Genomic DNA, 26243 nt, shown 5'->3' on the forward strand with positions numbered 1-26243 from the left:
ACTAGGAATAGGTGAAGTTCTTCCTAATCTCTATTGACTACATTATTTTATTTGGATACCTCAAAGGAGACGAACATGAAAGATGTACTTGTTGAGATTACAGATGCTGAATTAGATGAAATTCTCGGTGCTGGAGATGGAGTCATGCATACATTGACTCATGAATGCCATATGAACACTTGGCAATTCTTGTTAACCTGCTGTTAAGACCATAAAGAAGTTAGGAAGGATTTCACCTAAAATGGTTACTGATGAAACCAATGAGCTATATCAGTTTAATGGTGTATTCGAAAAAGTTAGAAGTGCTGATATTCGTCTTATAGATACTTCTAATCTGGAGCTGGAGCATGTGCTTGGGCCAACGATAGTACTGTTCCTAGCGAACTATAAAGCCAAGAATGGGAAACCGTCTTTTGCTGATTTCATCAGTCGTTTAGAGCATGATGATACTTTCTTTTCAGAATTCATGCATTTAGCAAGGCATAGGCTAGAAAATGTAGCAAAACTAGAATTAAAAAAGAAAGAATATAAAAAATGGGTTACAGGTTGTTTGCATAGTGATGTTCATCAGATAAACAAGGTTTTCAATTATTCTTTCAATAAGAATAATAAAATATTAACTAAAGTTTGCGGTGATTTACATGAAACACCTCCTTCTTTCCTAGTAGAATCAAAAGACTTTAAGTTGTATTTGAAGCGTGGCTCAAATGGTAATTTACAAGTATTGGAAGTTCTATGGAGCTTAATATCTGAAGATGAGAAAATATTGGATTTGGTTTGGCCAAAAAGTTTAAATTTGGGGGATCATTCTTGGTATGAATCTATTGATCGCAAACCATTATCATCAAAAGAACAGGCTTCAAGATACTACCGGAGATTTGGACAAATTATGTGTTTGGCTTATGCGTTGCGTATGAGCGATTTGCATTATGAAAATATTATTGCTCATGGAGAATATCCTGTAATTATTGATTATGAGACACTAGGTGCGTTAAATATAAATGAAAGTTATCGCAAGAATGATGTTAGTTTTAATTATAAACTATTGAAGCGGATAAATAACAGTGTTCTTATGACAGGAATGCTTCCACTAGCTGCAAATCAATCTGAGCGTGATGATGTTGGTGCTATATCTTCAAAGAGAATACTTAGATCTGTTAAGGAACTGGTTGATATAGGAACTTTAGATATGAGGTTTGAGAGAAAAGATAGAATAGTCTCTACTAACACTGCCTCTCCCTTCTTAAGTAAATATGATGGTGAAGAAAATTTGGCATGGGAAGATTATTACGATGATATATTAGATGGTTTTCATTATACGTATACAGCTATTCTTAAAGTGCGTAAGGAGTTGATTGCTAAGTTAGAAAGTGTTGCTACATCTATCGAAAGTAGAATTTTATTACGTAATACCCGAGAATATGCTGCTGTTATAGAGGCGTTGAAATCATATCGTTTTCAAGAACGTAAGGAATATATTTGGAAGATTTTTTGCGAAAAGAAGTATGGTATTTTATCTTCAAATTTAGTTGACTACGAGCGTTCGGTTCTAGAAGTTGGACTTATTCCGTCCTTTTACTGTAGAGCAAATTCAAAAGATCTTTATGGTGGAAATAAACAGCTACTATGTGAGCTTTCTTTGACTCCCATTACTTTAATGAAACAACAACTTGAAAGGCTGAATACAAAAGATCTTAAATTTCAAGTTGATGTGATTGAGTTTTCTCTTAAAGGTGTAGCTACAGTGCAAAACACGCAATGGTTAACCTATTGTGAGACTTGCAAAAAAAATAGTTTAATTGCGCTAAAGTCACAAACACAGATAGCTTCCGATTTATCTTTTAGTATTGAAGAATTCTTTACAAAGTATGCTGTAATTGATAAACATAATTCGAAGAATAGATATTGGTTTGGAGCCAATGTTGATGATCGGGACAATCTAGTTATTGATGTTGTTTCCAGTAATTTATATTCTGGAAGAGACGGTATTGAGACTGTTCTTAAAAATAGTCTTCCCGATGATAAGAATGGTCAATTTACATCTAGTTCAGTTTATTTGAGTTATATGTCTCGTTTGATTGTTGGTGAAGATCGTAATCGATTTTTATCGTGCAATATTAATGAAATCTTGAATTGTGTTCGAAAAGATAGTGTTCATGATGTTCTTGGAGGGAACGCGGGTTTTATTTTTTCTTTGGCTGATATGAACACTGATTATACGCATGTTCTTATTCAAGAAGCTGCATACAGTTTAAAGAAAAAAATGATCTGTGAAGAAGGGATTTTGCGATGGCCTATCGGAAATGAAGTAAGAAAAGCTAATGCCAGCTTTGCGCATGGTAATGCTGGCATAGGATTGTCGCTTCTTAAGGCTGGAATAGTTCTCCATAACGAAGAATACGTCGATCTTGGATTAAAAGCTATAAAGACAGATGATTCATTTATAAATGCAAGTGGTTTATGGGTGGATACGCGTCATATTCCATCAATTCCAACTGCTAACTGGTGTAATGGAACAACTGGTATGGTTCTTAGCCGATATTTATTATTGGAATTGGATAAAACAGTAGGATTTCTAGATTATTTTGAACGTCAAAAAGCTCGTGAAGAAATTCATTTAGGGATTCAACATATTCTTTCTAGCTTTTATTCATTAACAAGTTTTTCTATGTGCCATGGCATTTCAGGTAACCTTAAGTTGCTAATATTTCTTGATAAGCAAGGTCTTTTATCTGTAAATCAAAGTGTTGAATTGAGTCGTCAGATTAAACTATTCCTACGTTATATTGTTGATTTTGGATGTGGGTTCGGTAATAATCGTTTTCAATCTTTAGGACTTATGACAGGACTAGCCGGGATTAAATTGTTCCTCGATGAACTCTCTAATGACAAAGCAACTTTGTTTCCTCTTATTCCAGTAAGGAGTGATGCAAATGAAAATGATTAAACAACAGTCAGAAAAAGATTGTTTACTCGCATGTTTTGCCATGGTTTTGTCTGTTTATGGGATTAGCAGAGATCCATATTCGATTAATCCTGAACACTACCTATTTGAGTCTGATGGATTACGAGCATCTAGTTTGCGATCTTTATGTGAAAAATATGGTCTACTGTTAAAAGCATATCGTATTAATTCTTTAGAGTTGTTGGAATATGCCAAGCAAAGTGATTCAATCTTGATTTTACATTTGATCAACAATCATTATGTTGTGCTATCAAAAGTAAAAAAAGAGTTTTTAGTTATAAACGATCCAGCATACGGTATAAGACGTATTCGTATTGATGAACTTAGTAGAATTTTTTCAGGAACAGTGTTGTCGATTTCTAAAGATTCTTCATCAAAAGTGAAAATCGATAAAAAAGATCCTGTGAAAAAAACTAATGTTTTTTCTTTATTTTCAAAAACTGGTTTTTTGTGGATGCTGCTTTCTTTTATTTGTATTCAAGGTGTTTCATTATTATACGCTGCGTTATTGCGTTGTATAGTTGAGAAAAACAATAGTTTTAACTATTTGTTTATAGCAGTAGGGTGTATAGGGCTAATTACTGTATTGAATTATTTTGTGCAGGTAAAAGCATTAGAAAAAGGGGCTAGAGATTTTGATAGGGCTTATTCAAATCGTCTAATCAAATCAATGACACAACAGCCATTATCTTATTTCGAACGTTCCAGCATAGGTGCTTTAATCGAGAAGTTAGCTTTACGCACTACGGTGCGTGATACGCTACAAAAGGCAATCATTCCTCAACTGTTTTCAGCTATATCTTCTACTGTCCTTCTTGGATTCATAGCCTATTTTACCCCTATTATTTCAGTCGTTCTACTTTTAGGGTTAGCTTTTTTTGCAACCATTAACTATTTCATTGTTAATAGACAAAAAGAATTGACGTTTGATTTTATTCAATCTCAGCAAAACTTATCAACTAGAATTCAACATGATATTGAAGATATTGCTGTTCTTATTTCTACTCGTAAAACCAATTATATTGCAGATAAATGGATTCAATTAAATGATTCACTAACGTCTAGTTATCTATCGCTAACAAAACTAGTTACGTTAGCTCAGTCGTTCTCTTCTTTTTTCACATATGCTTCAAATATTTTTCTGGCCGTTTATCTAGCATTTTGTTTCAAAATGGGCAGTGTTAACCTGGGTGAAATGCTAATGATACAATCATGTGCAGCACTATCTGTATCAGGATTAAAAGATGTGCTTAACTCGTTTACTGGATATGTAACTGTACGACAAAATCTAGATAGGAATAATGACCTTACTGCTACGCAACCTAAACAATTATTTGTCGAAGATTCTTCTAGCTCTGAATTAGTTGCTACAAATTTGAGCGTAACTTTACCAGGAAATAAACATTTAGATTATGGGACTATTCATTTCACTCCTGGAGAGAAGGTATTTCTAATAGGCAGATCTGGTATTGGAAAAACAACCTTTATTAAGACTCTGCTTGGTTTAATACCTCATCAAGGTCTGTTGTATCAGCCGAGTAGTTTTAACGATAAAGTTGGAGTTTCGTTAGCTGATACACCTTTAGGCGGATCTACCATCCGAGAATTTCTTGTGGGTGAATATGATAAAAAAGATGCTAACTTACTTTGGTCGGCACTGGAAATAGTTTCTTTAGATCAACGTATAAAAGAATTTCCTTTAAAATTGGATTCCTTATTGTTGGAAAATGCTTCTAATTTGTCAAGTGGAGAAAAAAAGAGATTAGCTATTGCTCGCGCTCTTGTTTCGGCTCAAAACGGATGGGTTTTTTTGGATGAGCCTTATATTGGGTTAAATCAAGAACTTATAAAAACTATTCATTCGAATCTTAAAAACAACAAACAATTATCAATTATGTTAGTTACGCACAACTTGCGAATGTTGAAACCGCAAGACAAAGTTATATTTTTCAGTGATATTGCATCACCAGAAATTGGTACACATTCGCAGCTATTGAATAGTAGCGAAATGTATCGAAATTATTACAAATCACAAATGAATGGAGATATTAATGTCTAAGTACGCAATTGAAACTTGTAGACTATCAAAAGTCTATGGTGATCAGGCTGTAGTGCGGGATTTGTCTATTCATGTTCCACGTGGAAGCATCTATGGTTTTCTTGGACCAAATGGTGCTGGCAAATCAACAACTATGAAGATGTTGCTTGGTCTTGTTAAACCTTCAAGTGGTCAGATTGTAGAGTTTCGGAATTCTGCAAGTAATGGTAGCTCTAAGAAAGTGTTGCCGGGGTTATTGGTGGGATCGTTGATAGAAGGTCCGGCATTTTATCCTAATTTAAGTGCCTTAGAGAACGTTGATTTGGTTTGCGATTATCTTGGCATTGTTCGTGCTCAAGGTCGAGAAGCACTCGACATGGTTGGGCTTTCAGGTATAACTGGTAAAAAACCAGTGAAAGCGTTTTCTTTAGGAATGAAGCAGCGTCTAGGTATAGCGCTAGCTTTGGCAGCGAATCCACCTGTGTTGATTTTAGATGAGCCAACAAATGGTTTAGATCCTGCTGGTGTAGTAGAAATGCGTCAGCTAATTGTTAATTGGGCGCATAACCGTGGTACGACGGTGATGATTTCATCTCATATACTTTCTGAAATTGAACAGATGGCTGATTATGTGGGGATTATCTCAGCAGGAACTTTACGCTTTGAGGGGCGTATGCAGGATATTTGTTCTGCAGGGTACTTGCAACTACAAGTTTCTGATATGCAATCTGCAGTAGTTCTATTATCTAATTGTGGTATTGATTATAAAGTGGAAGAGGCTAGTAGATCCCTAATATTGCCAATTATATCTAATGAAGTAGTAGCAAATTTGGTTGCACATCTTGTGAATCAAAATGTGAAAGTATATAGGGTACAAATGGTTCGTCAATCTTTGGAAGAAGCATTCTTAGAACTAACAGATCCAATTTACACATCAAAGGTGGTCGCAAAATGAAGCAGTTTATTTTAACGCTAAAAAGTTTGCGTCATCGACAGATTTTGCTGATTACATTATTATTCATTGCTGTTGTTGGCTTATGGTTGGGTGCAGCGCTTGCTAAACGTGCTCGTGGCCCCAAAGAGATTCACCTTTATTTGCTAGCATTGAATGAGGTGATGATGTTAGCTATCTACGTGTTACCGATTATTGCTGCAATTGTCGCCTCTAGGGTGGTAACCACATCGCGTGATGGTGGTATGGATACTAAACTGCGTTCTATGGGAATTTCTGCTAGTCGCCAGTTTGGTGCAAATCTTGTTGTAACTATAATGATTACTACGCTAGTTGCTGTTTTCATTTTGGCATTAGCGCTCGTATCATCGTTAATATATGGATTTAATAGACCAAACAACATTACAATAATATCATTATCTGCTTTACTTGCACTGGTAGGAGATGCGATTGCTGTAAGTGCTATACATACATGGGCTGCTACACAATTTTCACAACAAGGTGTGACTCTTGGAATGGCTGTGGTTGCTGCTATAGGTACATCTGCACTTCCATTTGCTGGTTTAAATTATTTATCTTGGATTTTGCCTTGGGGTATTGTTAGTGCTGCGAATCCGGTACTTGGTTCAACTGGTGGCGTGGTTACTATTAGCTCCGAAGCACTACTGTTTGGCGTAGTAGCAGTGATTGTTGGGATTTTCTGGTCTAGTGTGTGCATGTTTTTGATTAAAATTAGAAAGGTGGAACAATGATAAAAAAAACATTTGCTTGGGAATGTAGGAAAAATAACATTACTTGGTATTGGATTGCTTTATTGTGTACGTCTTTTCTTGGATTGCTTATGGGAATTAGTCAATATGAGTCATATGAAGCAGAGTTCAAGGCTCAAGGAGTTACCTATTTAGCAGTATGGGGTCAGTCTGCGTTGTTGCCAACGACATTATTCTTTCCTATATTGCTTGGTGCACTGCAAGCGCAGAAAATGTCTAATGAGCATAATGGCCGTAATATTGCTCGTTTAAAGGCTATTGGAGTTGTTAATAAGTATATTACAACATTGACGCTTCATTCCTTTGTTATTTCTATGTTTTCTGTATTGCTGTTTGGCACTTTACAACTTGTTGCTGGCATATTTCTTCATTTTCATATTTCTGATGTATTTTCTCTAGTTCCTCGTTTATTTGCGATTGCATTAGCGATGACAGCTTGGCAACTGATTGTAGTGGGTATTGGGGTTCGCCTTTCAGGATTTTCTTCAATTGTTACAGTTGTGTTGGTTTCATCACTCATAGGATTTGGAATGGCTATTGTTGCACCCGCATTATCTGTTGTTTATCCACCGGCTCTTCTTGCGTATGCAAGTGCTGTACGTTGTATAGGTGATTTTTATGCGGTAGGTTCGATTGTTATCTCTGTTATGATGAATCTAATGTGGATAATTTTGGGAATGATATTCATAAAGGTTCAATTCAAACGAGCAAGGCTATGAGCACTTATATGCGTGAGAAAGCTTTATTTCATCACGATTATAACGCTAGACGAATATCCTCAAGTAGTTACCGGCTTGGGTTCTTTGACCAAATATATGCAGCTTGGATAAATAACTCTGAGCCGGTATGGATTATTGGAATACTTTCGACTATCTATCAAATAATAATTGGATTACGTAGTGATGCTGATCCGATTATAGTGTGGATGACGGTTGTGCTAACTTCTATTGCAGTATTTGGTAGGCGCCGATATTGGCATATTTCTGTTGCTTTATCTCTTATGGCCGCTAGTATATCTGCCTATTGTGGAGATGTAAATATTGGATTGCTTACCATGTATATTCTGGCTTCTTCAGGTATATGTTTGCTTGATATGCGAAAAATGTTAATAGGTATATTAGCCTTAGGTGCTGGAGTTGTCTTATCAACTCTTTATGGATATGTAGTCTTCGGCAGGAAATTAATTATTCCTGCCATTTCTGTTTTTGTATTTACATCTCTAACTGCTGCTCTAATACGAATGAGAGCAAATCAGGTCAGAGAGAAACAACAAGAACAAGCCATATTATCTGAACTACATGAGAGTGAATCCCAAGCACGAGTTAATGAGAAAGCTACGAGAATGGCAACTGTGCTACACGATTCTGTTGGACATTGTCTTACTGCAATTATTAGCCTCACTGAGGGTCTGCAAGTAGATGATGATTTAGATGTGAAACAGCATGAAATAGTGAAACTTATCAACGAATACGCTAGAAGTGGCTTACGGCAAACAAGAACTCTAGTTAACTCGATATCTGGTGGAGAACAAGATAGTAATAAGGAACATTCTATTACCGATATTGAAGAACTGGTTGCAGGAATCAATAAACTTGGAATACGCGCACAGCTAGAAATAACACCAGTAGTTCCAGAAGTGGGGGTTCAAATTCAATGGGCATACAGGATTATTCGCGAATCTATAACGAATACTTTGAAACATGCTACACATGCTACAGAAATTAGTGTTCAAATCACCATAACGTTGGAAGGAGAACTCGAAGTTGTTGTAATTGATAATGGCAAACAGATGGGTATTCATGAACAGACTCCGTCTACTGGTTATGGTCTTGCTCATATCGCTGCTGATTTAGTCAGTATTGGAGGCTCTATTACTGCAGGGGTCTATGCTAGAGGTGGCTGGAGAGTGCATGCAATTATACCAAAGGAAAATATCTATGATTGATCGCAAAAAAATCCGAGTTATTATTGTCGATGATCAGAAAGCTATCCGTTATGGATTTTCAATGATAATTAACAAATCTGCTACATGTACTGTCATAGGATCTTGTGAAAACGGGCTAGTTGCATTAGATATGCTTGAAAGGTTATCTGCATCGGGTGAGCAGTTGCCGGAAATAATAATTATGGATATTAGGATGCCTGTTATGAATGGGATCATTGCGACAAAACATATTAAAACTAAATACAGAAATATTAAGATTCTTGCACTTACTACTTATGATTATGACGACTATGCATTTAAAATGCTAAGTTCTGGAGCTTCCGGTTTCCTACTAAAGGATGTGCGCGGACCGCAACTTATATCTGCTATTGAAGCTATTAATGCAGGAGATGCTGTGCTAACTCCAAGAATAACAGGAAAGATATTAGCTCGTCATGTTTCTCAAATCAGTGCAAGTCAAGATGTGCAAATAGCTAGAGCTAAATTTGATGCTCTAACAGAACATGAAATTGAAATAGTAAGCCTTGTGTCATGTGGTCTCAATAATGCAGAAATTGCTGAGAAGCTTTTTATTGAACCTGATTCAGCCAAAAAAGCTGTCTCTCGTATTCTTGCAAAACTGGGGATGCGTGATCGCGTGCAACTAGCTATAGAATGGATAAAAACTTCTAATTGAGTAAAAATAAAAGTCATACTCTAATTAGACATATGTAAGACAATTCACATTTACGAAATAAATCGAAAAATTTAATAGTTTTGCACTCAAAAACGATAAAAACAATTATGTGGTATGAACTGTGCTAAAAATTAAAAATATTTTACTCAGCAGTTTTATATGTATTGTATATTTGAAAAAGTGGGAGTGACAGTTTTTGATGAGAATTATTGACCGAAATATAAACATATGTTTATACAGTAAAACATATGTTTATTTTCATTAAAAACTGTAATAATTACTGATTTTATAAAGCACTTCGTGAAAATGGAGTGCTTTTTTCTGTATATTGGTGTGTCGAATTTTCTAAAAACAGGTAAAAATTTCGAATTTTATTGATATTTAATAAATATTTTAGTTATAAATAGTGTTATTTTAATTGTTTATAATGTTTAACGATATAATGAATTTGACATGAAACAACAGTATGAGCTGTAACAGTAGTTGTTGGCTGGGTATAAAAACTACTGCTCGTAGTAGCTCTTACTACTTTGCTTCATTGCGGAACCGTGAATTTTGTATGTGTAGTTTTACTGTGCTACGAAACTAATCGTGTATTTTGAATAGTTTCGCCTACGGTATCGTTTGCGAAGTTTGTAAGATATTTTTGCCGCCAATAATTGCGTAAGCCGCTCAAACTATATCGATTAATATGGTAAGGAGAGTTACGTGGACGGAATTCTGTCAGTACTGCTCGATATTTTCAGACAGCCATCTGTTATAGTTGCGCTTATTTCTTTTATTGGGCTTGCAGTGCAAAGAAAGAAATTCTCGGATATTTTGCAAGGATCAATCCGTACTCTTGTTGGTTTTCTTGTTTTAGCAGCTGGTTCTGGAGTTATTACTGAAGCGTTGAACCCCTTTGGCAAAATGTTTCAATACGCATTTCATGTGCAAGGCGTAGTGCCGAATAATGAAGCAATTATTGGAACTGTTTTATTGAAGTATGGCTCTGAATCTGCGCTTATTTTCTTCTTTGGAATGATTGTTAATATTATTCTTTCTATTACTTCTCGTTTTAAATTTATCTATTTAACGGGTCACGTAGCTTTCTATATGGCAAGTATGCTTGCAGTTATATTTAATGTTGCAGGATTTAGCATGTGGGAAGTTCTTTTATGGGGTTCAATTGCTCAAGGATTGTTTACGACAATTTCTCCAGCACTGGTGCAGCCGTTTATGAAGAAAGCTTCAGGCAAAGATGATGTTGCTTTAGGACATCCTGCTGGTACTGGTGTTGCTTTAGGTGCGTTAATTGCAAAGCTTACTGCTTCAAAAAAGCGTCCTTCTAAGTCAACTGAGGATATTAAATTCCCAGCAGCATTGGGATTCTTGCGTGATACAACAGTTCTTATCACGCTTTCTATGGCTGTTATTTATATAGTAGTGGCACTTTTTGCTGGATCTTCGTATGTCGAAACACATTTATCTAATGGTCAAAACTTCATTGTTTTCGTTATGTTGAAGGCTGCAACTTTTGCTGCAGGTGTTTATATTATTCTTGCAGGCGTGCAGATTGTTCTTGACGAAATTGTTCCAGCTTTTAAGGGAATATCGGAAAAGCTTGTTAAAAATGCGCGTCCTGCTTTAGATGCACCAATGACTTTTGGCTTTGCTCCTAATGCTGTTCTTATTGGTTTCTTAGCTAGTTTCTTTGGCGGTTTGCTTGGAATGACGCTTATGGCGATTTTGGGAACGACAATTATTATTCCTGGAATTGTTGCGCATTTCATGGCTGGTGGTGCTGCAGGAGTATTCGGTAATGGTCAAGGTGGAATACGTGGTTGCTTGACTGCATCATTTATTAATGGTCTTTTTATTACTTTCCTTCCGTTGTTCCTTTTGCCAGTGCTTGGCGATTTGGGAAGCGCAAATTCTACATATTCTGATGCGGATTATGGTGTATTTGGTGTAATACTTGGTCACGCAAATATTGTCGGTGGTCGTACTGTTTTAATTTCTGTAATACTTATTGCACTAATATTGTTCTATTCTGTTTCGATATTGATGAATAAACGCGATTCTAATAATTTTGAAAAGGTTGAAGAAATAAAATAAGTAAAGAAAATAAAAATACAATTAAATAATTGTATATACATATAAAAATTAAAAATTTTTTTACTCATTTTCTTATTTATTTGTACATTTTATTGTATGACTGGTAGGATAACAGAGTTATTAGTTTTGCATGAGCCGTTGTTACTATGCTGTGTTTTACACAAACTAGTATCAACGGCTTTTTCATATTAGCGTTTAGCTAGGGGAGAGTGATAATGGTCGAAGGTGTGCCTAAATACATTGCTGTGCGAGATAATCTACGCGCTCGCATTGATTCTATGGAAGCGAACGAACAATTACCTCCTGAAATTGAATTGTGCAAACAATACAATGTGAGCCGTATTACTTTGAGGCATGCAGTCGATAACCTTATTACTGAAGGATTACTTGTTCGTGAGCAGGGTAGAGGAACATTTCGAGCTTCTTCAATTATTCCTAGTTATAGTCAAGAAGTAATTTCTGATCGTGCGCAAGGATTTTACGAGCAGACTTATTCTAATGATGCAAAAATTAGAATAAAAGTTATTGAAAACGATGTTATTCATGATGAAGATGCTGCTGCTCGTTTAGGCCTTGATCCAGTAGATGAATTGATATGTTTGAAACGCTTGCGTTATGTTGACGATGTTTTATCGCGTTATAGTGTGCTCTATTTGCCTGCTTCTCGTTTTCCTAAAATTTTGACGCATGATTTTTCAGATGAGTCGTTATCTGATTTTTTGCTTAAAGCGTACGCTGTTCAACTTGTAGAAAATGAAGTGTCTGTGCATATAGAAAATCTATGTGACAGGCTTGCAGCAGTACTTAACCTTGAAGTTGGAACTCCTGCAATTACAGCTTATTCTACTGTAAAAGATAAGTTTGGTACGATTATTGCTTTTGGTGCATCTGTTTATGCGCCAAATTCTGGTGAGATTCGTTTCCACCTGCATTCAAATGCTGCTTAATTAAACTTTAGGGCTAACTAAGAATGTCTTAGCTAGCCCATTTTTGTGTTAAAAAACAATAAAACCTTGCTGGTTTTCCAGCAAGGTTTTTTCGTGTCCGGAGCGGGAGTTGAACCCGCACGCCTGTAACAAATAGGCACTAGCACCTCAAGCTAGCGCGTCTACCATTCCGCCACCCGGACAGGTGTTTTAGACAACAGATAAGACTATAACATCTTTTTTTCTTCTTCGCTTCGGCGTGTTGAAAAAATTACGAATTTTCAAAATATTTATATATGAAAATAGTAATAATAGTTTTAAATTATGCTATTTTCAGTATAAAAATCTCCTTTACTATCTTGTTTAAAATCAATAATATTCACTGACTTTTTTGCCAAGTTTCCATCAAAGTCAATGAACGAGTGTTGTGGCAATGAAGAAATATCATGTTTTGGATAGTCTCTTCTAAAGAAAGCACCTCTAGATTCATGTCTAGCAAGTGAAGATTGCAATACTGCCTTTGCAAGTAGTGACATGTTCTTTATTTCCCATATTGCAGTAATTTCTTGGTTAAAAACTAAATTATTGCTATGGATGTGTAATGACTGAATTTTAGGATCTATAAATTCTTGTATTTCATTAAGTGCTTCCTTAATTGATTGCTCGTCACATGATATTGCAACAGCGTTTTCCATGATTTTTCCTAAATCTGCAAATAATTTATAAGGATTATATTCTTCTTCTATTTGTGAAAATTCGTCGTTATAGCTGTTGTCTGTAAAATCTGTAGCTTGATTCGCACTTGTTTTCATAAGCTGATTAAGCTCATTATTTCTTTGTTTATATAAGACTTGTAGCGCAGTATTATTTGAGAAAGTTTTATTGGTTTCGTTGGTTTCGTTGGTTTTGTTACTGTTAGTTTCGTCATCCTTGTTTAAGTTTTTCAATTCTTTTGCTATTGTTGCTCCCGCGCGATTTCCAAAAAGGCATGCGTCAAGCAAGGAGTTTCCTCCTAATCGATTAGCTCCGTGCACTCCTACGCATGAGCATTCTCCGGCAGCGTATAAACCATAAACAATAGTTTGGTTGTTATTTTGCCATCTATATACTTTTCCATCCAAAGTTATCGGTATTCCGCCCATTGTGTAGTGAGCTGTAGGACGAATTGGGACTAAATCGCAAGTTGGGTCAAGATGAGCATATTTTTCAATAGTTTCTGTGACTTGTGGCAAGTATTCTAACATATTTTCTCGGCTGATATGTGTCATATCTAGCCAAATGCAATCGTTATGTGAATTGCTTTGTTGCGTAGTTGTTGAATCGTTTACACCTCTGCCTTCGCGAATTTCTTGGGCAATTGCACGAGAAACAACATCTCTTGGAGCTAAATCTGCATGTACTTCATCGTATTTTTTCATAAAAGCTTCGCCATTTGAGTTCCTAAGCACGCCGCCTTCAGCTCTTGCTGCTTCTGAAAGCAGAATACCAGTATGAGCTAGTCCAGTAGGGTGGAATTGAATGAACTCGCAGTCTTCAAGTTGTAATCCTGCTTTTAAAGCTAAAGCCATGCCATCGCCTGTTAAATCCCACGAATTAGATGTTGTTGCAAATAATCTTCCCGATCCGCCTGTAGCTAAAAGTAGGAATCTAGACTTTATTGCTCGCAAGTTTCCTGCAGATAAATCAAATGCAACAATTCCTTCAACGCTCATAGTTTGATCGTTTATAGCAACATCTGTTACGTAACAATCTTCAGCAAATACAATATTCTCGGAAACACATTGTTGCCATAAGCTATGTAAAATTTGGTGACCAATACGATCTGCAGCAAAAGCTGCACGTTCAATTGGATTCTTTCCAAAATTAGCAGTATGTCCACCAAAACGGCGTTGGTTAATATATCCATTTTGTGTTCGAGAAAATGCTACGCCATCATGTTCAAGCTGAATAACTGTTTTTGGTGCTTCTTTTGCAAGTAGCTTTGCTGCATCTTGATCGCTTAGCCAATCTCCGCCATGAACTGTGTCATAATAATGCCATTGCCATTTGTCGTGCTCTACATTCCCAAGGCTTGCTGCTATACCTCCTTCAGCAGAACCCGTGTGTGAACGCAATGCTGGCACTTTAGAAATCACTAAAATTGATGGTGTTTTTCCTTCTTTTTTCATGCATGCGTATTCTTCGGATTTAATTAATCCTAGTGCTGCAGATAATCCTGCAGCTCCAGCGCCAACAATAATAACATCGTAGTATTCGCTTGATTGCATACTTTTATTTTCTCACATATCTTGTATTGAGCGCGTTATTTTACGCTACTTTTTGCTGTGATAATGTTAAATTTTCTTTATTTTGTACAATAATTCCTTCCAATTCTAGCAATGCAATTTTTCCAGAAATTTCAGCAATAGATGGTATGTAATCTAATTGTTTTTCTTTGTAAGAAGTTTTTATTATTTCGTATATTCTGTCAACATTTGCAAGTTCGTGTTTGCGTTTGCACGTTGTAATTGCGTCGATAATTAGTTTTTGTGTATTGTCATAATTTTTATAGTCTATACTTAATTTTTCTGGTTTAGGTTGAGAATAAGCAAAGTAGTGATGAGATTGAGGAAACAGAATATCTATATCTTGAGTTGAACACAATATTATAGCTTGTGAATCGTGTATTAGCTTGTTGCATCCCGCATTATTAGGCTGATTGATATCTCCTGGTATAGCGTATAGTTCGCGATTTAAATCCGTTGCCCATGTTGCAGTATTTAGCGCTCCGGATTGTAATCTTGCTTGAGCAACTATAATTTTTGATGCTAGAGCTGCAATAATTCTATTTCGCAATAAAAATCTGTGGCCTACTGGTGTTGTATCTGGGCATAGTTCGCTAATACACACTCCGCCTTTTGCAATAATTTGTTCAAAAAGCTGATAATTGCATCTGGGGCCCATATGATTTAATCCTCCTGCAAATACAGCAATGGTTTTTCCTGTAGGCTTATTTTCATCTATATCTTGTGCATCTAATGCGCCCCAATGTGCTGCTGCATCAATTCCGTACGCTCCACCAGAAATAACAGTATGACCTTTCGAAGCGCAATCATAAGCAAATTGATATGCGAGTTCTCTTCCGTAGTCTGTGCAAGAGCGTGAACCAACAATAGCAAGTGGATTATGACATTGTGTTAATGTTTGTGGATTCCCTACGCCCCACAAGCATAAAGGTGGTGAGAAATGACTCTGAAAAGCCAAATCTTGTAATTGTTTCGGCCAATATTTGCTGTGTGGTGCAATAATCCATTGCTTTCCGCCACAAGTGAACCATTGACATAGTGATTCACTATTCCATGTCGGCAAATGCAATAATCGAACGCACCATGTTGAAATAGAATTGTGTAGCACTTCTAAAGATTTAGGCGCATTATTGTTGTGATAACCCCACGCTGTTAAGCCCTTCTTGAAATAATTTTCTAAGAGAGCAAGCTCTTTATGTTTTTTTATGAAACTTAACATTGTAGATACTAATTCTTGATTTTTGTTACGTTTTCTTGAGGTAAAAGTTTTAGAATTGGCATCGTTTTCTTGATCTGCTACTTCACTAATAATTGGAAGTTGCATTTGTTGAGCTGAGCATGCTGATTGTTGTTTCGTATAATTTTTCACAATTGTTTTTAATAGAGAAACAATTTCTTTAGCGCTTTTAGATCCCAATAGTAGTGTGTACATAATTGCATCCGCTCCTTCAAGGCAGAATGTAAGTATTGCACGAGATATTGTTTCTTCGTCTGGTGAAGAAAAATCGCTAGATGTACTAATGGTTTCTTTAGTGTTATCCGTGTTGTTTATGCTCTTAGTATTCATATTCGTGTCCTTAAACTGATAGCTTGTGCAATGTCTGTCATGTCTGGTGAAGTGTGTCCAGAAAGATCAGCAAGCGTCCACGCGAGTCGCAATGCTCTATCTGCTCCGCGCAAACTCAGTTGATGCTTTTCTAATGCACGGTTGATAAGTCCTACAGCTTGCTGTGAAGTGTATTTTCTAAGCCATGTTCCAGATGCTTGTGCGTTGCAATCCCAGCCTTGTTTTATAAAACGGTCGCGAGCAATTTTACGAGCTTCTATTACGTTATCTCGCATTGTTTTGCTATTCAGATACGTGTTTTTAACTGAGTTTTGTGCATTGTCGTGATGATGGTTTGAAATAATAATTCGTTCTACTGGAGGCACATCCATTTGAATATCGATACGGTCAAGAATTGGACCTGAAAGGCGTGAAAAATATCGTGCTCTTTCGCGCTCTTTGCAAGTGCATCGTTCTCCATTTCCGTATGCGTATCCGCAAGGACAAGGATTTGCAGCAACAACAAGCTGGAATTTAGCTGGATAAAGAGTTGTCCCTTTTGAACGAGAAATAGCAATATGCCCTGATTCCAATGGTTCTCTTAGGGTTTGCAATACTCTAGGAGAAAACTCTGGAGCCTCATCCATAAACAGCACTCCGCAATGTGCTCTAGTAATAATCCCAGGTTTTGCAACTCCTGTTCCTCCTCCAATAAGAGAAGCTGCTGAAGCAGTATGGTGAGGTGCTTCAAATGGTGGAATATTGCTAATTCCGTAGTAGGGAAGTGTGCCACAAAGTGAACGAATTGAAGCAACCTCAAGCTGTTCTTGTTCGTTAAGTGGACACATAATGCTTGGTATTCGTGAAGCTAGCATGGTTTTTCCAGATCCTGGAGGTCCAATCATCATCACGTGATGTCCTCCAGCTGCAGCAACTTGTAGAGCCCATTTTGTATGTTCTTGCCCTATTACTTCAGACATATCTCCAATTTCATGTTTTGGTTCAATTTGTAGTGGGGAAGTGCTTTCTTCGTGAATTGACGGATTATAATCTTCTTCTCCATTGTTATAATTTCCATTTCGTTCAAGAACTTGCATATGTTTATACGCAGGGTCTTCTTCAATAAGCTTTAATGATTCCTCGCTCAAACTGCCATGCAATTGCGTCACTAAATCTAAAATATGGTGTATTCCAATAGATTCAATTCCATCTACAAGTTGTGCTTCGGCAAGATTTTCTTGTGGAATAATCATTCGTTTAAAATGCATCTTTTTTGCGTAAAGTGCAATAGGAAGAATGCCTTGAATAGGTAATACTGTCCCGTCAAGATTTAGTTCTCCTAAAATAATTGTATTTTCTAATTCTGTAAGTGGAATATACTTTTCTGCGCTTAGTATGCTTGCTGCGATAGCTAAATCGTATGATGCTCCGCTTTTTGGCATTGAAGCAGGTGATAAGTTTACTGTTACCCTTCCTTCAGGCCATTTGCAATGCAACGCAAAATGAGCTGATTTAACGCGCTCTCTTGCTTCGCTTAATGAAGTGTCAGGTAAGCCGATAATAGAAAAGTTTGGCATATTTCCAGATATAAAAGCTTGCAGCTGAATAGTAAAAGCTTTAAGACCAATAAGCCCTATTGACGTTGCGTTTCCAATATGCATTAGAATGCTCCTTGAACATGCTTGAATTGGATTGATGAATTATCTTCAATTTCTTCCAAAGATTGCAATTCATATGCAGAATCTGGATAAGTGTATTTGTTAATAATAAGAATTGATACAGCGTCAAATCGAATACGGTAATGAGGTATGTCGCTTCCGAATTCTTCCAGCCATTTCATACCAGTTGTACGTAATTTGCTACGTTTTTCTTGAGTAATTGCTTCAAGTGGAGTGCCACAACGTACGCTTCTTCGAGTTTTTACTTCCACGAATACCAATTTTTGTTCTGGAGTAATCATCACCAAATCTAGCTCTCCATTGCGGCAATGCCAGTTTCGGTCAATAACGTGCCACCCTTTTTGCATAAGTCGCAAAGCGGCGTATGTTTCTCCCAGTTTTCCCAACTCTTTACTTTCAAGAGAATCATCTTGAAGCTCGTTGGACACTTGTTCAAGTTTTTCTTGCAAAAATACTTGAGCAGTTTCAGCGTTGTCAATCTCGGCAAGCGAGATAATTTCATCGTCAATAATGTGTTTTTGTGTAATCATGCTGCTATTTTCTGTGCTTATTGAGCAGTAATCCAGATTTTTTAAGCATTGTGGATAAAAGCTGCATACGGCGTGTTGTATTAGAAATTCAGTATATTTTCCGTATTTTTCTAAAACAAATTTCGCTATTTTTTGCAAACTGTTAATTCGTTATAGCTAATTTTGATAACCACAGGTATGTACGAATGAACCATAGTGGCATATTGTCGTTATCACTTAAATAAATATGTAAACAGAAAACGGAAAAGTAAGCGGATGCGCAAAGTAAGCTGAAGCAAACTAATCTACTGTTTAAAAAGTCGCAAAACTGGAGGGGTATTATGAGCGATATTGAAGAAACGCAAGGAAAGTATCATTTTGAGACCTTGCAATTGCATGTAGGTCAAGAGCAGGCGGATCCGGCAACTGATTCTCGTGCAGTTCCTATTTATCAAACAACAAGCTACGTATTCCATGATTTTGACCATGCTGCAGCTCGTTTTGATTTGCGTGACGCTGGAAACATTTATGGTCGTTTAACGAATTCTACTCAAGATGTTTTTGAGCGCAGAATTGCAGCTCTTGAAAGTGGTACTGCAGCTTTGGCTGTTGCTTCTGGCGCGGCCGCTGTCGACTATGCTATTCGTAACATTACGCAGCAGGGCGATCACATCGTGTCTTCAAAGAATGTGTATGGTGGAACTTATAACCTTCTTCGTCACACTCTTCCTCGAGATGGTGTAACAACTACTTTTGTCGATCCTAAGCATCCTCAAAACTTCGAGGATGCTATTCAACCAAATACAAAGCTTGTATACTTTGAAACTTTCGGTAATCCTAACGCAGATTTGCCTGATTTTGAGACTATTTCCGAGATTGCTCATCGCCACAATCTTCCTGTTTTTGTTGACAATACTTTCGCAACTCCATATCTTTTCCGTCCGCTTGAGCATGGTGCAGATATTGTAGTCGAATCTGCTACGAAATTTATTGGCGGTCATGGTACAACTCTTGGTGGCATTATTGTTGAAGGCGGCAATTTTGATTGGGCTAAAGTCCCTGGAAAATTCCCAACTCTTACAGAAGCTGACCCAAGTTACCACGGTTTGAACTTCTATGAAGCTTTAGGACCTGTGGCTTTTGTGACGCGTATTCGTGCGATTATTTTGCGCGATACTGGTGCTTGCATTAGCCCATTTGCAGCATTCTTGCTTTTGCAAGGCACGGAAACCTTGAGCTTGCGTGTTGAGCGTCACGTTGAGAATGCGTTGAAGGTTGTTCAATATTTGCAAACTGTGCCAGAGGTTGAATCTGTAAGTCATCCTTCTATTGAAGGTCGTTCTGATCACGAGCTTTATAAGCGTTACTTCCCGAATGGTGGAGGCTCTATTTTTACGTTTGATATTAAAGGTGGAAGGGATGCAGCTCGCGTATTTATTGACAATTTACAGCTTTTCTCATTGCTTGCAAATGTTGCTGACGTGAAGTCATTGGTTATTCATCCTGCATCTACTACGCACTCTCAGGAAACTCCTGAAGAATTGGAAGATCAAGGCATTCATGAAGGCACTATTCGTTTGTCTATTGGAACTGAACATATTGACGATATTCTTGCTGATTTACAGCGCGGGTTTGATGCAGTTCGTAAAGCAGGACTTGCTTAAATAGAAAAGAGAAAGCAAAGCAAAAATTATCAATTAAAAATATTCCTGAAGATCCATTACCATTTTATTCGGAGCGCATATTGTATTTGTATGTGCTCCGATTTTTATACATTTTGTAAATTTGTGCATCATACTTTAGGATGAGACGCTAATTTTTTCTCAATAATTTCCGCCTTACGCACGATGGTAATCAGCTGTATTTTTCCGTAAATTTAAGTATTAGCAGTAGATAACTATGCGATTACTACTTTTTAAGAAAAGGAGCAGTTATGAACAGTCCGTACGAAACAAGCTCATACGAGCAAGAAAATGCTTTAGATTTTAGAGCAGATTTTAACCAAAACTTGATTGGTGAGACTGCAGTTGCAGCTTTGCATGTTGTTAAAGATTTTGGCAAGGGTGCAGGCATTGTTCACGCTTTGCGAGATGTAAGCGTAAGTTTTGAACGCGGCAAGTTTACGGCGATTATGGGTCCTTCTGGTTCCGGAAAGTCAACTTTAATGCACTCTTTGGCTGGTCTTGACAGCGTTAATTCTGGAAAAGTTTTGGTAGATGGCCTAGATATTACAGGCATGAGCGATAAGCAGCTTACGCTTATGCGACGCGAAATGGTCGGATTTATTTTCCAAAGTTTTAATCTTCTTCCAATGTTTAGCGCTGAGCAAAATATTCTCATGCCTCTTACTTTGGCGGGCAAAAAGCCAGATAAGCAATGGTTTAATACTTTGGTTTTAACTCTTGGATTGCAAAATCGATTACATCACAGACCTGCTGAGCTTTCAGGCGGTCAGCGTCAACGTGTTGCAATTGCTCGAGCTTTAATCTCTAAGCCTTCCGTAGTTTTTGCAGACGAGCCTACCGGAAATCTTGACTCTGCTTCCAGCTCAGAAGTTTTGCATTTCTTGAAGAAGTCCGTAACGGAGCTTGGTCAAACTGTGATTATGGTTACTCACGACGCTGTTGCAGCCTCTTACGCGGATCGAGCAATCGTGTTTGCAGATGGCCAAATCGTTGAAGATGTGCAAAATCCTACTGCGGAAGGCATGAGCAAGATGCTTATGGAACGCAGCGAGGCTGGTATTAGTAATCAGTCTGCTCAATTGCAATAAAAGGTGGTGAAGTTAGAATGTGGAAAATCGCGCTAAAACTTATGCGTAAAAGCGTGCGCATGCTAATCGCCTCTGGAATTGCAATTCTTATAGGCAGCATGTTTATGAGCGCTACTTTGCTTTTTGTAAACAGTGTTGACGACTTGATGGTTCGCAATGCAACGGAAGAATTCCATAGCGCAAATTATGCAATCTCATCTAAAAGCTCTAACAGTTCTCCGAATAGTGGAATTCATTATAAAGACCTTCATTTAGACGAAATATCGAAGATGCCTGGTGTCAACGGTATTCGTAGTGACGATGCGACTGCGCTTGTAGGAGTAGAAAAAGGTGATAAATCAGTTACAAGTATTGCTTGGTCTAGTGGTTTGTATGGAAATCTTCCTGTGTATAAATCAACAGAAGGTAGAGATCCGCAAAAAATAGGCGAAATTACGCTTATTAAAAGTATTGCTAAATCCATACATGCAAATATTGGCGATACTATAACCTTGGTTAAAGTAGATGAAGCTGGCGGAAATAAAGAAAAATCGTACGATGTTCGTGTGGTTGGTCTTGTTGACGATGGAGAACATTCTCAAATACCAATTTCAAATCGCGGCACGTATCTTGGTGGCATAACGAATGATTTTTGTGCAAAACTCAACAATCTTAAAAATTTTGACAATCAAGTTGTGCAAAGCAAAGTGTACATGAGTATTGATGAATCTAAAATAAACGATTTATCTCCTAAGATTAACGCTTTGCTTCCAGAGCAATTTTCTCTTATGTCTAGGCACGAAGTTGGTGTAAGAGCTGTTCGAAGTGTGTCAAACGGCACAAATTTTGTGACTATGTTCTTGCTATCGTTTGGTGTTCTAGCGTTGCTTATTTCTTCGCTTGTTATAGCAAACACATTCCAAGTTTTGGTTGCTCAACGCAGACGCACTCTTGCGCTTTTGCGCGTAATCGGTGCACAATCGCATCAGCTTTATACAGCAGTTTTGCTTGAAGCTGCAATACTTGGAGTTATTTCTGCGGCTATTGGCGTGCTTTGCGCAATAGGATTTATGGGCGCAATTAGTAACTTGAATATTAATTCTGGACCATTATCTAAAATTCCTTTGATTGTTTCACTTCCGGCGATTGTGTGGCCAATAGTAATTGGCGCGATTGTAACAGTTCTTGCATCTATGGGTGCTGCGCGATCTGCTACAAAAGTAACGCCTATGGAAGCGTTGCGACCAATGGATTTGATGAAAGATAAGCGTGCAAGCATTATTCGCGCTGTTTTTGGCGTTCTATTTATTGTTGTAGGTATTTTATTTACGGCTTTAAGTTCTACTTCTTTGGCAAGCATGATTGCTCAGCAGTCACCTAATGCTGGTGCTGACTCTTGGAGGACTTTGATTGGAGCAGTTTTTGGATGCGCGCTTGTGTTTATTGGAATTATTATTACAGCAACATTCTGGATGCCGTTTGCTATGAAGGCAACTGGCGCAGTTATGGCACTTTGTGGGCCTGCTTCTAAAGTTGCTAACGCAAACGTGCAACGAAACCCTAGAAGAGTTGCAGCAACTGGAACAGCTTTGCTTATTGGCGTAACTCTTGTTTCAACAGTAGTAACTGGCGCAATCTGCGGTAAAGCAACTCTTAAAGGTGTTGTTGATGACCGTTACAGTGTTGACATTATTATTCAAGGCAAGAATGTTGATGAATCTTTAGCTGCCGACATTTCAAAGATTAGTGGAATAAAGCATACTGAGTTGCTTCCTGCAGTTCCTATGACTTTTAAGAACGCTAAGGGCAAAACTGAGTACGCTATGGCAGCTGGAGTTGATAATGTAAATCAACTTAGAAATGTAATGCACACTGACCTTGATGGCGTTAATATAAACAAAGATTCTGTGCTTTTGCCTAAGTTTAATGATGAAGGTGGAGAGCCTTTTGATCTTAAAAAAGGAAGTCTTAATCTGCAGGCTTATGTAGAAAAGTACAGTTCTGGTGAAACAGACAGTGATAATATTACGCCATTTACTGGCATGAATACAGACTCTAGTAATAACGATAAGAGCATTACTGTAAAGCAAGTTCAGTTTAAGAAGTATCGAAATGTTGGTGTGTATTCAAATAATACTGCTTTTGTGAGCAAATCCTACTTCAATAACTACCTTAAGCCCACAACGCATATTTTGCTCATTTCGGTAGACTCTAGCAAAGCTAATCTTGTAGATATTGCTAAAAACATTCGAAATGTTACATCTAGTTATGCGGAGGTTGTGTCTACTGGAAGCGTGTTTGAGCGAGCAAAGTGGGAGAGTACTATCGACGCAATGATGATGGCGCTTGTTGGCTTAATAGCAGTAGCTGTTGTGATTGCTTTAATAGGCGTTGCAAACACATTAAGCTTGTCTGTTATTGAGCGAACCAAAGAATCTGCAACTTTGCGCGCAATCGGCATGACAAGGGGACAGGTTAGAAGGTCTCTTGCATTGGAAGCAACGTTGATTTCCTTAACAAGCACTGTTTCAGGCTTGATTGTTGGAACAGCATTTGGTTGGATTGGATCCTACATGGTATTTAGCACAATTGGCAAAGTTCCGTTTGTAGTTGATTGGACTATTTACGCGGTTCTTGCTCTCATCGCTTTGCTTGCAGCTCTTCTTTCCAGCGTGCTTCCAGCTCGTAGAGCAGTGAAGTCTTCGCCAGTAGTTGCGCTCGCGGAGGACTAAATTTCGTAAGAACATATGTGAAAAGATAGTCTGTAGAAGTTAAGTTGCAGAAAAAATAGAGATAGTGCCGGTATGTAAATTTTACTTATCGGCATTATCTTTTTCTTAGGCTTTTTCGACACTCTGAAAAAATTTGTAATATTGTTATTATTTTTTTATTAAAACGTGCGTATAATTATGCGACTAGCATAATATTATGTAAAAAAAAGAGCATTTTTTATTAGTAATATTCAAAAATAATACGATTATTATTCATCATGACAAGTTTTATCGGAAATATTCCGAATAAATGGCATTGAAAATGTATTTATTTCTTTGTTATGCTCAAAATGACTGCTGACATAAGTTAGACATGAAGGCCGCTACGAGCAAGGAGTAACAAATATGGTAACGGTCAAGAAAAAATCTGCCGCAGCAATCGCAGGATTTGTTTTGTTCCTGCAAGGTCCAATGCCAGCATGGGCGCAAGAAGCTGCTGAGGTTGTACAAAATACGCAAGCTCAAACAGAGGTGACTGCAAAAGCATCTACTGAAGAAGCAATTGAAAAAGCTGAAGAGCAGGTTCAGCAATTAGAAGCTCAAATTGAAGAGTATAAGAAAAAAGTTGCAGAATTTGACGATCTTTTAAATAAAATCTCTGAAACTGAAAAAAGATTTGAAAACGTTGAGAAAGATAAGGAAAAGGAACTTTTAGAAGCTGAAAATGCATTGAAAATGGATTCCGAAGCTGCAAAAGTAAAAATTGCAGAATTTGAAAAATCCAAAGAAGAAAAGGATAACGAACTTATTGGATTAAAAGCCGCATATGAACTTTTAAAAGAGCAATATGATAATGCAAAATTAGCTCTTGATGCTTTGCAAAGTGACGAAGAAGAAAAAAGTCAAACAAAAGAAAGAGCTACAGCTAACATAAAACAATATGAATCACAGATTTCAAATCTTCACAAAGAAGTAGATAATCTTAAGGAATCTATTGCAAGCGATTCTGCTCAAATTAAAGAGTATGATACAAAAATCAGTGAATTAGAAACTGCGTTAGAAAAAGTTGATCAAAACGATGCCGGTAATATTTATTCTCTAGCGGACCAGTTTAGAAAAGTCTCTAATGATCAAGTTTCGCTTAGCAAAAAAGTTGAAGAAAATAAGAAACTTGTTGCTGATAAAGAAAGAGCTTTGAACGAATTAGAGACTCTTTTCACAACAGCAAAGCAAGAATTTGAAAAAGCAGATGAAGAACTTCAAAAGATTAAAGATCAAATTGATGAGTCTAAGAAAAATGTAGCTAGTAAGCTTGAAGCTTCTAACAGTAAAGATTCTGAAGTAAAGAAAGCAGAGTCTGAAACAAAGCTTCTTAATAATATTATTGAGAACTATAAGTTAGTTGACGACAAAAAGAAACTAGATGAAAAAATTAAATCATTAAGAAATGGCTTTGAAGGCGCTAAAACATTTAAAAACAATCAGATTCAGCAGAAAACTGAGAAAAGTGATTTAAAGAAGAAAGCTGAGGATTCTTTAAAGGACGCAGAAAAGAATCTTGAGGAAGCTAGAGTTAAAGTTGCTGCCCTCAAAGCTCAATTGGAACAGGAAAAAGTTCAAAAGAATCAGCAAAGTGGTAGCAGCTCTGATGGTAATAATAATGCCAAAGAATCTGAAAAACAGACTAATCCTGTTGCTCCAGTACCTTCTGATTCTGAATCTAAAGAGCATGTTGCTCCAGTACCTGTACCTCCTGAAGCATCTGCTCCGAAAGTAACTGCTCCAGTTCCTACAGTGCCTGAATCTAAGATTCCAGCTCCGTCTATTAAAGCTCCAGCTATGCCACCTGCTTCTGTTGTTCCTGCTACCCCAGTAGTGCCAGCAGTTCAGGTTGAAGATAATTCAGCTCCTGCAACGCCTTCTGCATCTGTAGTTCCTGTAGCACCTGCAGAAAATCCTACTGTTGCAAATACTCAGAAGGCAGTAACTCCAGCTGCTGAATTGGTTAAAAGTGTTTCTTCCGCAGCTGCATCTCATGCTCCAGCTGCTGCTAGTACTTCAGCTGCTGTGGCTCCGTCGAACAATACTTCGCAAGCAGATAAGTCAACTGAATCTCAAGTTTCAGAAGAAAACTCGAAGAAGCCTGAAGATAATAATGGTGAAACTGAGGAAGTTGAAGAAAAGACTCCTGTTGAAAGCAATAAGCCACAAGCTCAAGCTAGTGCTACAGCCGAGAACAAGTCTTCTGGCAATATGCTTAGCACTATAATGCTGGGTGTTTTGGGTGTGCTAACCATTTCTGGAGCTGCTGCTGCCGGCGTTACTGTTATGCGTCACCGTCGCCTTCCGAGAGCATAAATTAAAAAAACTACTCGGTACGTTGATAATCTGA

At 37.4% G+C, this 26243-nt stretch carries 18 protein-coding genes and 1 tRNA gene; 14 read left to right on the forward strand and 5 right to left on the reverse strand.

The annotated features are described in order from the left end of the window. The first annotated feature begins 75 nt into the window (after window positions 1–75). The 10 genes from HXT37_RS03240 to HXT37_RS03285 all read left to right on the forward strand — a co-directional run bounded on the left by HXT37_RS03240 (window position 76) and on the right by HXT37_RS03285 (window position 12390). On the forward strand, window positions 76–207 hold the full coding sequence (locus tag HXT37_RS03240; protein ID WP_004111352.1) for a lacticin 481 family lantibiotic: 132 nt from the start codon (window positions 76–78) through the stop codon (window positions 205–207). 34 nt (window positions 208–241) lie between these two features. Further along, a complete protein-coding gene (locus HXT37_RS03245; protein ID WP_103013981.1) occupies window positions 242–2947 on the forward strand; it encodes a DUF4135 domain-containing protein in 2706 nt (901 codons plus the stop codon). Then, complete coding sequence (locus tag HXT37_RS03250; protein ID WP_004111355.1) at window positions 2934–5024, forward strand: cysteine peptidase family C39 domain-containing protein; 2091 nt, start codon at window positions 2934–2936, stop codon at window positions 5022–5024. Before HXT37_RS03245 ends, HXT37_RS03250 begins: the two co-directional genes overlap by 14 nt. Continuing rightward, on the forward strand, window positions 5017–5958 hold the full coding sequence (locus tag HXT37_RS03255; RefSeq protein ID WP_004111357.1) for an ABC transporter ATP-binding protein: 942 nt from the start codon (window positions 5017–5019) through the stop codon (window positions 5956–5958). The genes HXT37_RS03250 and HXT37_RS03255 overlap by 8 nt, the downstream gene beginning before the upstream one ends. Further along, window positions 5955–6707: an ABC transporter permease gene (locus tag HXT37_RS03260; protein WP_004111358.1), complete on the forward strand. Its 753-nt coding sequence runs from the start codon at window positions 5955–5957 to the stop codon at window positions 6705–6707. Before HXT37_RS03255 ends, HXT37_RS03260 begins: the two co-directional genes overlap by 4 nt. After that, window positions 6704–7444: a hypothetical protein gene (locus HXT37_RS03265; RefSeq protein ID WP_004111359.1), complete on the forward strand. Its 741-nt coding sequence runs from the start codon at window positions 6704–6706 to the stop codon at window positions 7442–7444. Before HXT37_RS03260 ends, HXT37_RS03265 begins: the two co-directional genes overlap by 4 nt. After that, window positions 7387–8670, forward strand: a complete 1284-nt coding sequence (locus HXT37_RS03270; protein WP_421779752.1) for a sensor histidine kinase — start codon at window positions 7387–7389, stop codon at window positions 8668–8670. The genes HXT37_RS03265 and HXT37_RS03270 overlap by 58 nt, the downstream gene beginning before the upstream one ends. Beyond that, window positions 8663–9346 carry a response regulator gene (locus HXT37_RS03275; protein ID WP_004111361.1) on the forward strand — a complete coding sequence of 228 codons (684 nt, stop codon included), beginning with the start codon at window positions 8663–8665 and terminating at the stop codon, window positions 9344–9346. Before HXT37_RS03270 ends, HXT37_RS03275 begins: the two co-directional genes overlap by 8 nt. 708 nt (window positions 9347–10054) lie before the next feature. Then, window positions 10055–11443: a PTS ascorbate transporter subunit IIC gene (locus tag HXT37_RS03280; protein WP_116440596.1), complete on the forward strand. Its 1389-nt coding sequence runs from the start codon at window positions 10055–10057 to the stop codon at window positions 11441–11443. A gap of 215 nt (window positions 11444–11658) precedes the next feature. Continuing rightward, entirely contained in the window at window positions 11659–12390 is a 732-nt protein-coding gene (locus HXT37_RS03285) for a GntR family transcriptional regulator (RefSeq protein WP_012914074.1), read from the forward strand. A gap of 94 nt (window positions 12391–12484) precedes the next feature. Here the strand turns inward: HXT37_RS03285 and HXT37_RS03290 are convergent. The 5 genes from HXT37_RS03290 to HXT37_RS03310 all read right to left on the reverse strand — a co-directional run bounded on the left by HXT37_RS03290 (window position 12485) and on the right by HXT37_RS03310 (window position 18409). Next, window positions 12485–12572: transfer RNA gene (locus tag HXT37_RS03290), tRNA-Leu, on the reverse strand. A 114-nt stretch (window positions 12573–12686) separates the two neighbouring features. Then, the gene (locus HXT37_RS03295) at window positions 12687–14636 is read right to left on the reverse strand and encodes an FAD-binding protein (protein WP_102703031.1); all 1950 of its coding nucleotides are present in this window, start codon (window positions 14634–14636) and stop codon (window positions 12687–12689) included. Between the two features lie 40 nt (window positions 14637–14676). Continuing rightward, window positions 14677–16221 carry a DNA-processing protein DprA gene (gene dprA / locus HXT37_RS03300; RefSeq protein ID WP_004111365.1) on the reverse strand — a complete coding sequence of 515 codons (1545 nt, stop codon included), beginning with the start codon at window positions 16219–16221 and terminating at the stop codon, window positions 14677–14679. Next, window positions 16218–17861 carry a YifB family Mg chelatase-like AAA ATPase gene (locus HXT37_RS03305; protein WP_004111366.1) on the reverse strand — a complete coding sequence of 548 codons (1644 nt, stop codon included), beginning with the start codon at window positions 17859–17861 and terminating at the stop codon, window positions 16218–16220. Before HXT37_RS03305 ends, dprA begins: the two co-directional genes overlap by 4 nt. After that, window positions 17861–18409 carry a YraN family protein gene (locus tag HXT37_RS03310; RefSeq protein WP_421779755.1) on the reverse strand — a complete coding sequence of 183 codons (549 nt, stop codon included), beginning with the start codon at window positions 18407–18409 and terminating at the stop codon, window positions 17861–17863. Before HXT37_RS03310 ends, HXT37_RS03305 begins: the two co-directional genes overlap by 1 nt. Window positions 18410–18729: 320 nt before the next feature. Between HXT37_RS03310 and HXT37_RS03315 the strand changes: the two genes are divergently transcribed. From HXT37_RS03315 to HXT37_RS03330, 4 genes are all read left to right on the forward strand, one after another. Further along, window positions 18730–20052 carry an O-acetylhomoserine aminocarboxypropyltransferase/cysteine synthase family protein gene (locus tag HXT37_RS03315; RefSeq protein WP_064621975.1) on the forward strand — a complete coding sequence of 441 codons (1323 nt, stop codon included), beginning with the start codon at window positions 18730–18732 and terminating at the stop codon, window positions 20050–20052. Window positions 20053–20321: 269 nt separating this feature from the next. Continuing rightward, window positions 20322–21161 (forward strand): ABC transporter ATP-binding protein, encoded by an 840-nt coding sequence (locus HXT37_RS03320; RefSeq protein WP_004111369.1) that lies wholly within the window; start codon window positions 20322–20324, stop codon window positions 21159–21161. Between the two features lie 17 nt (window positions 21162–21178). After that, on the forward strand, window positions 21179–23872 hold the full coding sequence (locus tag HXT37_RS03325; RefSeq protein WP_012914078.1) for an ABC transporter permease: 2694 nt from the start codon (window positions 21179–21181) through the stop codon (window positions 23870–23872). Window positions 23873–24256: 384 nt separating this feature from the next. Beyond that, entirely contained in the window at window positions 24257–26209 is a 1953-nt protein-coding gene (locus tag HXT37_RS03330; RefSeq protein ID WP_102703035.1) for a chromosome partitioning protein ParA, read from the forward strand. Window positions 26210–26243 lie beyond the last annotated feature (34 nt).

It is taken from the genome of Gardnerella sp. DNF01151 (assembly GCF_049244235.1).
Lineage (GTDB): Bacteria > Actinomycetota > Actinomycetes > Actinomycetales > Bifidobacteriaceae > Bifidobacterium > Bifidobacterium swidsinskii.